General features: G+C 61.9%; 12 protein-coding genes and 1 pseudogene. 4 read left to right on the forward strand and 9 right to left on the reverse strand.

Annotated features, from left to right (window positions below):
• Positions 1 to 2: 2 nt before the first annotated feature.
• The 5 genes from AC5J09_RS17950 to AC5J09_RS17970 form a co-directional block, all read right to left on the reverse strand.
• Positions 3 to 470 carry a molybdenum cofactor biosynthesis protein MoaE gene (locus AC5J09_RS17950; protein ID WP_494298137.1) on the reverse strand — a complete coding sequence of 156 codons (468 nt, stop codon included), beginning with the start codon at positions 468 to 470 and terminating at the stop codon, positions 3 to 5.
• 4 nt (positions 471 to 474) lie between these two features.
• On the reverse strand, positions 475 to 735 hold the full coding sequence (gene moaD / locus AC5J09_RS17955; RefSeq protein WP_494298138.1) for a molybdopterin converting factor subunit 1: 261 nt from the start codon (positions 733 to 735) through the stop codon (positions 475 to 477).
• On the reverse strand, positions 732 to 1,319 hold the full coding sequence (gene pgsA, locus AC5J09_RS17960; RefSeq protein WP_494298139.1) for a CDP-diacylglycerol--glycerol-3-phosphate 3-phosphatidyltransferase: 588 nt from the start codon (positions 1,317 to 1,319) through the stop codon (positions 732 to 734). Before pgsA ends, moaD begins: the two co-directional genes overlap by 4 nt.
• Before the next feature lie 234 nt (positions 1,320 to 1,553).
• On the reverse strand, positions 1,554 to 3,578 hold the full coding sequence (uvrC, locus tag AC5J09_RS17965) for an excinuclease ABC subunit UvrC (protein WP_494298140.1): 2,025 nt from the start codon (positions 3,576 to 3,578) through the stop codon (positions 1,554 to 1,556).
• Entirely contained in the window at positions 3,575 to 4,339 is a 765-nt protein-coding gene (locus AC5J09_RS17970) for an SDR family oxidoreductase (protein ID WP_494298141.1), read from the reverse strand. The genes uvrC and AC5J09_RS17970 overlap by 4 nt, the downstream gene beginning before the upstream one ends.
• Positions 4,340 to 4,701: 362 nt before the next feature.
• Between AC5J09_RS17970 and AC5J09_RS17975 the strand changes: the two genes are divergently transcribed.
• Together AC5J09_RS17975 and AC5J09_RS17980 are read left to right on the forward strand one after the other, a co-directional pair.
• On the forward strand, positions 4,702 to 5,340 hold the full coding sequence (locus tag AC5J09_RS17975) for an outer membrane protein (RefSeq protein WP_324763185.1): 639 nt from the start codon (positions 4,702 to 4,704) through the stop codon (positions 5,338 to 5,340).
• 79 nt (positions 5,341 to 5,419) lie between these two features.
• Positions 5,420 to 6,777, forward strand: a protein-coding gene (locus AC5J09_RS17980; RefSeq protein WP_494298142.1) for an IS3 family transposase whose coding sequence is annotated in 2 segments (ribosomal slippage) — positions 5,420 to 5,924 and positions 5,924 to 6,777 — 1,359 coding nt in all. Because the reading frame shifts where the segments join, the coding sequence is not laid out codon by codon here.
• Between the two features lie 165 nt (positions 6,778 to 6,942).
• Here the strand turns inward: AC5J09_RS17980 and AC5J09_RS17985 are convergent.
• The 4 genes from AC5J09_RS17985 to AC5J09_RS18000 are packed head-to-tail and all read right to left on the reverse strand — an operon-like array spanning position 6,943 to position 9,726.
• Positions 6,943 to 7,533, reverse strand: a complete 591-nt coding sequence (locus AC5J09_RS17985; RefSeq protein WP_324763186.1) for a glutathione S-transferase — start codon at positions 7,531 to 7,533, stop codon at positions 6,943 to 6,945.
• Between the two features lie 14 nt (positions 7,534 to 7,547).
• Positions 7,548 to 8,306: a ribonuclease T2 family protein gene (locus AC5J09_RS17990; protein ID WP_494298143.1), complete on the reverse strand. Its 759-nt coding sequence runs from the start codon at positions 8,304 to 8,306 to the stop codon at positions 7,548 to 7,550.
• Between the two features lie 55 nt (positions 8,307 to 8,361).
• A complete protein-coding gene (locus AC5J09_RS17995) occupies positions 8,362 to 8,805 on the reverse strand; it encodes a hypothetical protein (protein ID WP_324763188.1) in 444 nt (147 codons plus the stop codon).
• Positions 8,806 to 8,856: 51 nt separating this feature from the next.
• Complete coding sequence (locus AC5J09_RS18000) at positions 8,857 to 9,726, reverse strand: 23S rRNA (adenine(2030)-N(6))-methyltransferase RlmJ (RefSeq protein ID WP_275600001.1); 870 nt, start codon at positions 9,724 to 9,726, stop codon at positions 8,857 to 8,859.
• Positions 9,727 to 9,794: 68 nt separating this feature from the next.
• Here AC5J09_RS18000 and AC5J09_RS18005 point away from each other — a divergent pair.
• Both AC5J09_RS18005 and AC5J09_RS18010 read left to right on the forward strand, forming a co-directional pair.
• A pseudogene (locus AC5J09_RS18005) lies at positions 9,795 to 11,928 on the forward strand (molybdopterin-containing oxidoreductase family protein).
• A 174-nt stretch (positions 11,929 to 12,102) separates the two neighbouring features.
• The gene (locus tag AC5J09_RS18010) at positions 12,103 to 12,699 is read left to right on the forward strand and encodes an NUDIX domain-containing protein (protein WP_018094695.1); all 597 of its coding nucleotides are present in this window, start codon (positions 12,103 to 12,105) and stop codon (positions 12,697 to 12,699) included.
• The last annotated feature ends 72 nt before the right edge of the window (positions 12,700 to 12,771 follow it).

Raw genomic sequence — 12,771 nt, forward strand, 5'->3', positions numbered from 1 at the left:
GATCAGCGACGCGTCCAGCGATCGCGCGCCGCGTCGTCCGCATCCTTCGCGCTGACCCAATCGCCTGCGCTGCCGTCGGTGCGATGTTCCTTCTTCCAGAAGGGGGCCGAGGTCTTCAGGAAATCCATGATGAAATTCGCGCCATCGAATGCCGCCCGCCGGTGCGGCGAGGCGGTTATCACCAGGACGATATTCGCTCCCGGCTCCATGCGGCCGAAGCGATGGATGGCGGTTGCGGCCTGCAGGCCGAAGCGCTCGACCGCTTCCTGGCATATCCGTTCGATTTCCGCCTCCGCCATGCCGGGATAGTGCTCGAGCTCGAGGGCGCCGAGGGCTCCGGCCTCGTCGCGGCACAGCCCCGCAAACGTGACCACCGCACCGATGTCAGTCCGCCCACGGCAAAGCGCCGAGACTTCGGCGGCGATGTCGAAATCGTCGCGCTGGACGCGCACGGTGACCGCGGCAGCCATGATCTCAGCCGCCCGTCATCGGCGGGAAGAGGGCGATCTCGCGGGCGCCGGCGATCGGCTCGCCGTGCTCCACATGTTCCTGGTCGATCGCCGCGCGGATGACGTTCGCGTGCTCGAACACCGCGGCATACTCCTCGCCGCGGGTCCTCAGATGGCCAAGCAGATCGGCGATCGTGACGACATCCTCCGGCAGGTCCAGTGTTTCTTCAGGCCTGCCGATGCGTTCGCGAACCCAGGAGAAATAGACGAGGTTTACCGTGCTCATTCGTTGACCACATGTTTCAGGCCGGCGCGGAAATAGTCGTAGCCGGTATAGAGTGTGATGGCCGCGGCGATCCACAGAAGCAGGATCCCGGCTTCCGTCACATAGGGCACGATCTTGTCACCGGCCGGACCGGCGAGCAGGAACGCGATCGCCACCATCTGGATCGTCGTCTTCCATTTGGCAACCCGCGTCACCGGAACGCTGACCTTGAGAGCTGCAAGATATTCGCGCAGACCGGAAACCAGTATCTCGCGGCAGAGGATGATGATGGCAGCCCAGATCGACCAGCCGGCGATCGTCCCGTCGGCGGCCACGAGCAGCAGGATCGAGGCGACCAGCAGCTTGTCCGCGATCGGGTCGAGCATGCGGCCGATATTGGAGGTCTGCTTCCATATGCGGGCGAGATAGCCGTCGAAAAAGTCGGTGATCGAAGCCGCGACAAAGAGGATAAGCGCGGTCCAGCGCGCGAAGTCCGAGCTGTGAAGCCGTCCTTCGATGAAGAAGCAGAAGACGATCAGCGGCACGATCAGGATGCGGAAATAGGTCAGCAGATTCGGGATGCTATAGGCTAGGGGCGTTGGCATGGATTCGGTTTCTCTGGACACGACAGTCCTCATTTCCCGCCATCTGGGGTCTCGGCGCGATCGATTCTAGTGGTCGAAGCGGGATGCGGGCGGAAACGCCGAATGCCTTTCCTCATCCCCTCCGGGTTCAGCTGTACAGAATGACTTTGCGACCATAAGGTCAACAGATCATTGCGTGACGCCTGTCATAATTGGCGGATTTCGCCTGAATGCAGGCTGAACCGCGCCGCGCCGTCATTTGGCGGCGTCTTCGTGGAAATGCTCGTAGACGATACGGGCGACCGTTTCGGAAATGCCGTTTACCGACATCAGGTCGTTGATGCCGGCGCGGGAGACTGCCTTGGCGGTTCCGAAATGGGTGAGGAGCGCGCGTTTGCGCGTCGGGCCGATTCCGGCGATCTCGTCGAGCGGATTCTTGACCATTTCCTTCTTCCGGCGAGCCCGATGCGAGCCGATCGCGAAGCGGTGCGCTTCGTCGCGCAGGCGCTGGATGAAATAGAGGACCGGATCGCGCGGCGGCAGAGTAAAGCTTTCCCGGCCTTCGGCGAAGAAACGTTCGCGGCCGGCGTCGCGGTCGACACCCTTGGCCACGCCGATCGCCGCCACGCTGTCCTCTATGCCGAGTTCCTTGAGAATCGCACGAACCGCCGTCATCTGCCCTTGGCCGCCATCGATCAGGATGACGTCGGGCCACGCGGGGAAACCGGCATCCTCACCCGGCTCTGCGGACCGATCCGGCTTGCCCTCCTCTTTCAGGAGACGGGAAAAGCGCCGCGTCATGACCTCGCGCATCATGCCGAAATCGTCGCCCGGCGTGATGTCGGTCGATTTGATGTTGAACTTTCGGTACTGGCCTTTGACGAAGCCCTCCGGGCCGGCGACCACCATGCCGCCCACCGCATTGGTGCCCATGATGTGCGAGTTGTCGTAGATCTCGATGCGGCGCGGCACGTAAGGGAGTTGGAAGGTTGCGGCAAAGCCTTCGAGCAGGCGCCCCTGCGAAGCGGTTTCCGCGAGCTTGCGGCCATGCGCCTCGCGGGCGTTTGCGAGCGCATGCTCGACGAGATCCTTCTTCTCTCCGCGCTGCGGCACGAGGATCGAGACCTTGTAGCCGGATTTCTCGCTGAGCGCCTGTGCAAGCAGTTCCTGTTCCTCCACGGGGGCGCAGAGCAGGACCTGCCGCGGACAGGGCTTGTCGTCATAGAACTGTGCAAGAAACGCGCTGAGCACCTCGGCCGGCGGGATCGAAGGGTCGGCTTTCGGAAAATAGGCGCGATTGCCCCAGTTCTGCCCCGTCCGGAAGAAGAACACCTGGATGCAGGAGATGCCGCCTTCGTGATGAATGGCGAAGACGTCCGCTTCCTCGACGCCGGCCGGATTGATGCCCTGGTGGCTCTGGACGTGGCTCAGCGCGGCCAGCCGGTCGCGGTAAAGCGCGGCACGCTCGAAATCGAGGTTTTCCGAAGCCTCGGCCATGGCGGAGGCAATGGTCGCCTTCACCGCCTGGCTCTTGCCGGAGAGAAAGTCCTTGGCTTCGCTGACCAGTTCCACGTAGTCCGCATCGCTGATCTCGTTCGTGCACGGCGCGGAACAACGCTTGATCTGGTAGAGCAGACAGGGGCGCGTGCGTGTTTCGAAGACACTGTCCGTGCAGGTTCTGAGAAGAAAGGCGCGTTGCAGCGAATTGATGGTGCGTCCGACTGCTCCGGCCGAGGCGAAGGGGCCGAAATAGTCGCCTTTGCGGCTGCGCGCGCCGCGATGCTTGTAGAGCGCCGGCGCACGCGTATCGCCGGTGACGACGATATAGGGGAAGGACTTGTCGTCGCGCAGAAGCACGTTGAAGCGCGGGCGCAGGCGCTTGATGAGGTTCGCTTCGAGCAGCAGCGCCTCGATCTCCGTCCGCGTCGTCACGAATTCCATATGTGCGGTCTCGCGAACCATGCGCGCGATGCGGTTCGAGTGGCCGCGCCCCTGCGCATAGTTGCTCACCCGCTTCTTCAGGCTGCGGGCCTTGCCGACATAGAGCACGTCGCCGGCCTCGTTGAGCATCCGGTAGACGCCGGGCCCGTTCGGCAGGCGCTTGACGAAGGCCTGGATGAGTTCGGCTCCCTTGAGGCCCGCCGCTTCCGGCAGGCTCTCCGCCCATCCTATTGCCGGCGCCGGCCGTTCGGGCTCGGTCACTTCGACCAGATCGTCTTCGTCGTCCGTCTCCGTGGCGTCGTAAAGGATGCCGCCATCGGTGGGCGTCTGCCCGTTCATTCCACTATCTCCCGAATATCCGGCGTCTCCCAGGCAAGGTGCTGGCCGCCGTCGAGTGCAATCATCTGTCCGGTAACCGACGGCGTGTCGAAAAGGAAGCGGATCGCACGTCCGAATTCATCGAGCGCCGGACCGCGCCTGAGGATCAGCGCCTCGACCTGGGCCTCGAAATCACGCGGATTCTGTCGCTCGTTCGGCAGCGTCGGCCCAGGTCCGATGCCGTTGACGCGAATGTCGGGGGCGAGCGCCTGGGCCATCGTCTGAGTTGCCGTCCACAGCGCCGACTTCGACAACATATAGGAATAAAAGCGCGGATTTGGAGACCAGACGCGCTGATCGATCACATTGACGATGAGAGCGGATACGTCGGCCGGCCGCTGCAGGGCAAAATCGCGGGCGAGCAGGGAGGGGGCTTTGACATGCAGCGCGAAGTGCCGCTCCCATACCGCTTCGTCGAACTCGGCGAGGCTGTCCTTGTTGAACACCGAGGCATTGTTGACGAGGAGATCCAGCGGACCGAGCAGGGCCGTTGCCTGCGCGATGAGCCCGGAGGCAGCGCCGACTTCGGTAAGATCGGCTCTGAGTGCGACCGCCCTCGCGCCGGTCTTTCCCAGCTTCTCGGCGAGCGCCTCCGCTTCTGCGAACGATCCGTTCGCGTGAATGGCGAGCGCGAAACCGTGCGCCGCCAGATCCTCGACTATTGCCCTGCCGATGCGTCGGGCGCCGCCGGTAACGAGCGCCGCCTTGAGTGTCCTTTTCAACGTTTCGTCCCGTTCTTCGAATCCTGATGCCGAGTGGCAGAAGATATAGACTGGAAACGCTCGCCGAAACTCTCGCCGGAGGATTCATTTCTGAAAAATTAACGCGGAAGCCGTAATTTGCATTAGTTTGTATTGCTATAGTATATCTTTCGTTAATCCTGAATCATGGTTAATAAAACTCCTGTGTCTGCGCTGCAACATCGCTTTTCAGTCGCGTTGCCGCCACTAAAATTTCACATTTTGGCTCTTGAGATTCCTCATTTCCTGATCAATTTCGGGTCAACCGGGCGGGTTAATTACAGATGTCCGGTGTTCCGCCGGGAAACACCTAAAACGGAACGCCGGTTCGAAAGGAGAATAGTATGCGTACGCTCACCACCACCCTCATGGCCTCGGCCATGGCCCTCGTTGCTTTCCAGGCCGCCCACGCCGCTGACGTGGTCGACGAAGTTCCGGCTGCTCCGGCTGCCGAATATACCGAACCGGCGGTGCGCAACTGGTCCGGCGCCTATGTCGGCGGCACCATCGACTGGCACCATGGCGAGGCCGATGCGACCGGCAACAATAAGTCGGTCGGTTTCGGTGGCGGTCTCTATGGCGGCTACAACGTTCAGGACGGCCAGATGGTTTATGGCGGTGAGGCCGACGTAAACTACACCGGGAACGATGCCCGCTCCAGCGGCCGCCGCGTAAAGCAGGGTGTCAACGGCTCGGTCCGCGGTCGCGTCGGTGTCGACCTGAACCCGGTTCTCGTATACGGCACGGCCGGTGTCGCACTCGGCAATGCAAAGCTTTCGACTCCGGCAGGCTCCGACGACAAGACGCTTGTCGGCTGGACCGCAGGTGTCGGCGCCGAAACCTTCGTCACCGACAACATCACCGCGCGTGCCGAATACCGCTACACGGATTACGGCTCCAAGGACTTCCGCGCCGGCGGTTCGACGGTCTCGTCCGGCTACGACGAGCACAGCGTCAAACTCGGTATGGGCGTCAAGTTCTGATCCGTCCAACGCGATCGAAAAAAGGCCGGGCTAATGAACTGACCCCCGAAAGTTGGACATCCACTTTCGGGGGTTTTGCATGTCCAAGTACAGCGAGTGTCTGAAGCGAGCGATTGTCGAGCGATGCCTGAACGGCGAGGAGAGTTATAGCAGCGCTGGCCGGCCTTATGGCATTGATCATTCGACGGTCCGCAAATGGGTGGCGAGCTACGAGGCACATGGAGCTGCGGGGCTTGCCAAGAAGTTCGGCCGCTATGATGCAGCGTTCAAGCTATCGGTTCTCGAACGGATGTGGGAGGATGGGCTTTCCTACCGCCAGACGGCGGCGTTGTTCAACATCCGCAATGCGGGTTGCCTTCCGGATTGGGAGCGGCGCTACGAGACTGGCGGGCTTGATGCCCTGGCCCCGCGCCGCAGAGGAAGGCCCCGATCGATGCCCGAGCCGCCGGTGCGCAAGCAGCCGCAAGCGCCGCAGAACGATGAGACGAAGAGCCGCGAAGAGTTGCTGGCGGAACTGAACCATCTGCGCATGGAGAACGCCTATCTAAAAAAACTGGAGGCCTTAACGCGGGACCAGGCGGCGCCGAGAAAGCGCAAGTCGTCCAGGCGTTAAGGCCGTTTTATCCGCTTGCCGCGCTGCTGAAGCTGGCGGGGCTCTCGCGCAGTACGTTCTATTATCGACTGAAGCTGGCGTCGCTTGCCGACAGGCATGCCGTGCTCAGGGAGCGGATCAAGGCGATCTTCGCCCTGCACAAGGGCCGCTACGGCTACCGTCGGGTGACGGCGGCGATCCGCCAGCCCGGGCAGAAGATCAATCACAAGACGGTCCAGCGCCTGATGGTCGAGATGGGATTGAAATCGCTGGTGCGGCCGAAGAAGTACCGCTCCTACAGGGGCGACGCCGGGCGGGTGGCGCCCGACCTCCTCAAACGCCAGTTCCAGGCCGAGGGGCCGAATCAGAAATGGGTGACGGACATCACCGAGTTCAATGTGGCCGGCGAGAAGCTCTATCTCTCACCGGTCATGGACCTGTTCAACGGTGAGATCATCGCTTATGAAACCGCCAGACGTCCGGTCTTCAAGCTGGTCGAGGGCATGCTCAACAAGGCAATGGAGAGGCTCAAGGGCAAAGACAGACCGATCCTGCATTCCGATCAGGGATGGCACTATCAGATGCCGGCCTATCGGCGCCGGCTGCAGGCGCGCGGCATCGCCCAGAGCATGTCGCGCAAAGGCAACTGTCTCGACAACGCCGCCATGGAGAGCTTCTTTGCCGTGCTCAAATCCGAGTTCTTCCACCCCAACCGGTTCAACAGCATCCAGAGCCTGAAGGACGGCATCGCCGACTACATCACCTATTACAATCATCAGCGCATCAAGCTGAAACTGAAAGGACTGAGCCCTGTGCAATACAGAACCCAGTCCCTCGTAACGTAGCCCAGCAACCGTCCAACCTTTTGGGGTCAGTTCATAACCCCGGCCTTTTTTGTTTTGAGCCGCATCCTGCGGCGCGCGCCACGAGTCTCCTTCACCCCGTTGCGGGAGAAGGTGGCCGGCAGGCCGGATGAGGGGCGATGCAAGCAAGAGCAAGCTTCGCGATGCTCAAGCCTTGAACTTCGAATAATCCGGGAAGTGCTTCTCGAATTTGGCAGGCCAGTTCTTGAGCTTGGGCCGGCCCTTCTGCCATTCGCCGGCGAAGCGCAGTTCGATGTAGCGCAGCGTGGCGGCGAGTGCGAAATGACCGGCATTGAGCTTCCCTCCGGTCTTGGGCAGGTTTGCTTCGAGGTAGTCGAGGCCCCGTTCCACCTTTTCCCATTGCCGGTCGATCCAGGGCTGGTGCACCTTTTCAGGCGGATGGAAGCGTTTCTCGTAGACGATCGCGAGCAGGCTGTCGCAAATGCCGTCGCAAAGTGCCTCGAAGATCTCGATCCGGGTACGCTTCTCGTGATTCTTCGGATAGAGCTTGCCCCCGGTTTCGCGATCGATGAAATGCATGATCGCGCGGCTGTCGTAGATTGCCAGGCCGTCGTCAGTGATCAGCGTCGGAATCTTTCCGAGCGGATTGTTGTCGATCAGCTGCGGCGGATTGGCATTGGTTTCCGTGAGAACGCTTTCCGCCGCGATTCCGGCATGATGAGCCGCCATGCGGACCTTGTTCGAATAGGGGGAGGCGGGCGAGTAGAGTATCTTCATGCGATGTCTTTCCATCATGGTGCTGGAGGCAACGAGACGGTGTCTCGTCTGCAGGCCTGTCGGTCGACTTGAGGGCAAGCCCTGAATTTCAGTTCCTTGTCGAAGCAGATCCTGATTTCTTCGAGTAACCTTCCTTCGCAGGTAACAGCGATCGACTCGCTCGTCATCCCGGAATTTTTCTTCTCGAAGGCCGCTTCGATCGCCTGGACGGAGAGGTTCTCCGCGCCGTCCGCAGCCGTCAATTCCGAAGGAATGGCGAGCCTCTCATGCGCGGCCCGCGTGACCGCGAAATAATCCCTCTGGCCGAGGCCGGAACAGGTGCCGTGCTTGCGCCACTGGTGGCCGATAAGGCCCATCGAGGGGATGAGATCGAAATATTGCCGTCCGAGTGATTCGGGCACGCGATCCGAGTGCCGCGTCCGGCAATATTCCCGATAGCTGCCTTCGTTCTGCGGCCAGAGCCCGTGTACGATCAGGCCATGCCCGCGGCCGGTTTCGCACTGGTCGGACTTGCCTTTCGGGTCGTTGGCGTCGCACCAGGTCGGCGACCAGGAGAGGGAAAGCACATAGAAGTCGAAACCCGTGCCGACGGGCACAGGCGCCATTGACGCTCGTTTCGCCAAATCATCCGAGGCGTTCGGGGCAGTCTGGCTGCCTTCTTCACCGCTACAGCCGACAAGCGTGCCAAGGACGACGATTGTCGGCAGCAGCCTGAAACGCGTCGCATTCGATCGAGTTCGTGAGATGCGCTTCAGCTTTTCGTACCGATGCATGTCGTTGTCCCAAAACCGCTGCGCACTTTTGGGCCACATGCGTTAGGTGCTGCGATCACCGAAGCGAAGCGCAGTTGGCGCCGTAGACATACCATGGGTCGAGACCCCCGACGCAGAACTCGATATTGGACCCGACGCCGGCAAAGCCCCATGGCCGTTCGATCAGATACCACATGGGGCGCCGAACGCCGTCCGTGGTCACCGCGGTCGCGTAGCAATATTCGCGTTCCACCAGATGGGTGTAATCGCGCGGTTCGAAGCGGCTTTGACCCATTTCGCGAATCTCGGCGATGGCGATGTTGGCGCGCAGATAGTTCGCCGCCTTGTAGTCGAAGCGCCGGGTGATGAAACCCAGGACGGAGGGGTTGCCGCAAACGCCGACGTCGTAGGTGTGCCGGGCGACGGGAACTTCCGCAAAGTCTGCGGCGACCGCGCTGCTGGCCACGCCGGCAACGAGGGAAAGCGAGGTGAGAAGCATTGCGGCAAGCTTGCAAGTCATGGCTACCTCCCTGAGTCGTCGTAAGAGATTGAAGCCACAGAACCTTATCCGTCAAGGCCCTCGATCGAGCGGCGCCTCGCCGCGCAGCCAGAAGCAACGCCCCGAAGCGAAACGATCCTGGGCGAGTTGTGTCTTCAGATAGGGTAGGAGAATGTCGAGTTCGCCTTTCAACGTGAAGGGCGGGTTGACGATGACGAGGCCGGATCCCGCGAGTCCCGTGGTAACGCGATCGCTGCGCACCGACAGTTCGGCGCAAAGCATTTTCGGGATTTCCAAAGCCTTGAGCGACTCGTGAAAATCCCTGATCGGCGCGCCCTTCTTCAGCGGATACCAGAGACAGTAGATGCCGCCGGTGAAGCGGCGGTATGCCTTGGCCAGCCCGTCCACCAGCCGCTCATACTCGCCTTCGGCTTCGAAGGGAGGATCGACGAGAACGAGGCCGCGCTTTTCCTTCGGCGGCAGATGTGCGCCCAGCGCCAACCAGCCGTCGAGCCGGGTGATGCGGCTCTGGAAATCACCTTCGAAGAGCCGGTGCAGCGCCTCGTGATCCTCCGGATGAAGTTCCATGGCCGACAGCCGGTCCTGCGGGCGAAACAACATGCGAGCGAGCTTCGGCGACCCCGGATAATGCATGAGGCCGCCCTCTGGATTGAGGTCGCGAACGGCGGAAAGATACGGTTCGAGAATGGCGGCGACCGGGGCGGGAAGCTCGGCCTCGATCAGCCTTCCGATGCCCTCGCGCCATTCGCCGGTCTTCTGCGCTTCCTCGCTCGAAAGGTCGTACACGCCGATCCCCGCATGGGTGTCCAGCACGCGGAAGGCCTTGTCCTTCTGCTTCAGATAGGTGACGAGCCGTGCCAGCACCGCGTGCTTCAAGACATCGGCGAAGTTGCCCGCGTGGTAAATGTGCCGGTAGTTCATAAGCGTTGCCGATGGCCGCGATCAATTGTTTCGATGAATGGCGAATGGGGCTTTGAGCGTCCCTGGCCATGCCATATAGAAAAGCCATGAACGTTGCGACCCCTATCAGACAAGAAAAAACCATCGGCCATTCGGTCTGTCCGCACGACTGTCCCTCGGCTTGCGCTCTGGAGGTCGACCTCACCGCCGAGGGCCGGATCGGCCGCGTACGCGGCGCGGCGGAAAACACCTATACGGCGGGGGTGATCTGCGCCAAGGTCGCCCGCTATGCAGAGCGCATCTATCATCCTGGCCGGCTGATGGTGCCGCAACGCCGGCTCGGTGCGAAGGGCGAGGGGCGTTGGCAGGAGATTTCCTGGGAGACGGCCCTGGACGAGATCGCCAACCGGTTCGTCAAAGCCGAGCAGAGACACGGCTCGGAGGCGGTTTGGCCCTATTTCTATGCCGGCACGATGGGGCAGGTGCAGCGCGACTCCATCGAGCGGCTGCGCCACGCCAAGCGCTATTCCGGCTTCTTCGGGTCCATCTGCACCAACATGGCCTGGACCGGCTACACCATGGCGACCGGTACCCTGCGCGGACCGGACCCAAGAGAGATGGCCAAGTCCGATTGCGTCGTGATCTGGGGCACCAATGCGGTTGCGACGCAGGTCAACGTCATGACCCACGCGGTCAAGGCGCGAAAGGAGCGCGGCGCCAAGATCGTCGTCATCGACGTCTACGACAATCCGACGATCAAGCAGGCCGATATGGGACTGGTCCTGAAGCCGGGGACCGACGCGGCGCTCGCCTGCGCCGTCATGCACGTCGCCTTCCGCGACGGTCATGCGGACCGCGCCTATATGGCTGAATTCGCCGACGATCCCGCGGGGCTCGAAGCGCATCTGAAGACGCGCGGACCGGAATGGGCTTCCGCGATCACCGGGCTTTCGGTGGAGGAGATCGAAGCTTTCGCGAAGACTCGTCGGGACGACGCCGCGGACCTATTTCCGTCTCGGCTACGGCTTCACCCGCCAGCGCAACGGTTCCGTCGCGATCCATGCCGCAGCCTCCGTTGCCACGGTGCTCGGCTCCTGGAAGCACGAGGGCGGCGGTGCCTTCCATTCGAACAACGACATTTTCCGGCTGGACAAGCGCGAGCTCGTCGGCAGCACCCTTCACGATCCGGATGTGCGCATGCTCGACCAGTCGCAGATCGGCCGCGTGCTGACCGGAGACGCCGAGGCGCTTCGCCATCGCGGTCCCGTGACGGCATTGCTCATCCAGAACACCAATCCGGTCAATGTCGCGCCGGAGCAGCGGCTGGTGAAGCGCGGCTTTCTGCGCGACGACGTCTTCGTCGCCGTGCACGAGCAATTCATGACGGACACCGCGCAACTCGCGGACATCGTCCTGCCGGCCACCATGTTCCTCGAGCACGACGACCTTTATCGCGGTGGCGGCCACCAGCATGTTCTGCTCGGGCCGAAAGTCGTCGAGCCGCCGCCGACCGTGCGCACCAATCTTTTCGTCATCGAAGAGCTGGCAAAGCGTCTCGGCGTCGCAGACTGTCCCGGCTTCGGGATGACGGAACGTCAGCATATCGATCGATTGCTCGCCAATTACGGCATCGGCTACGACGAGATGAAGGAGCGGAAATGGCTCGATTGCCAACCGGCTTTCGAGGAGGCGCATTTCCTCAACGGTTTCGCGCATCCGGACGGCAGGTTCCGCTTCAAGGCGGATTGGACCGGTACGCCCGCGCCGAACCGGCCACCGAAGGCGATGGGGGCTCAGGGGCCGCACGGTGAGCTTCCCGAGTTCCCAGATCATGTCGACCTCATCGAGGTGGCCGACGAGCGGCATCCGTTCCGGCTGGCAACGTCGCCGGCGCGGTCCTTCCTCAATTCCACCTTTGCCGAAACCCCGTCCTCGATCCAGAAGGAAGGCCGGCCGCAAGTCATGATTCATGCGGAGGATGCGGCCGAACTCGGTATCGCCGAGGGCGACGTCGTCAGGCTTGGCAACGGGCGTGGTGAAATTCGCCTGCACGCGAAGATCGGAGGGGGTGCCCGTCGCGGCGTCGTCATCGCCGAAGGGCTTTGGCCCAATGGCGCCCACTTGGACGGGGAGGGGATCAACGTCTTGACCGGTGCCGATGCCGTGGCACCCTATGGCGGCGCTGCATTCCACGACAACCGGGTCTGGATGCGGCGGACCTGACCGCCGCTCTCCAGATCACGATGATTTTATGGCCCCCCTCATCTGCGGCGCGGGAAGAGTTCTTTCGGCCCAAGGACTTGGTCCGGTTGGATCCCTGTGACGAGCACAGGGATGAGGCGATCAACAAGCGGCGGCGGGTAGCCCGAATCTCAACAGGGCCTTGAAGGATTTCTTATGATCAAAAACGCAGACCCGCGCTTCCGGATCATCGATCGCAAGACGGTCTGGGATGGTTTCATCAATCTCGAGCAGATCACGATCGAGCAGGAAATGTCCGACGGCAGCACCGCGCGCCTCGTGCGTGAAGTCCACGACCACGGTCGCGCCGCAACGATCCTCCTCTTCGATCCGGAGCGGCAGGTGGTGGTTCTCGTCCGCCAGCTGCGCCTGCCGGTTTTCCTGCAGGGGGAAAAGGGATATCTCCTCGAAGCGCCGGCGGGCCTCCTCGACGGCGAAGCGCCGGAAGTCGCCATTTGCCGCGAGGCGATGGAGGAAACCGGCTACCGCATCGAGACGGCTATGCATCTCTTCGATGCCTATATGAGCCCCGGCTCCATTACGGAGCGCACGAGCTTCTTCCTCGGTCTCATCGATATATCGAAGAAGGTGGCGGCGGGCGGCGGGCTTGCGCATGAAGGCGAGGACATCGAGGTGTTGGAAATTTCCTTCGACGAAGCCGTCGCGGGGATTGGCACCGGCGAGATCTGCGACGCGAAAACCATCATGCTTCTGCAGTGGGCTATGCTCAACCGTGCCTCTCTGGCCAAGTAATCGCCTGATACTCTGCAATATTCTACATTACCGATATTTCACTGTTTGATCGCGCTACGCTGCGGTAAGTCC

Source organism: Sinorhizobium sp. (assembly GCF_059070375.1).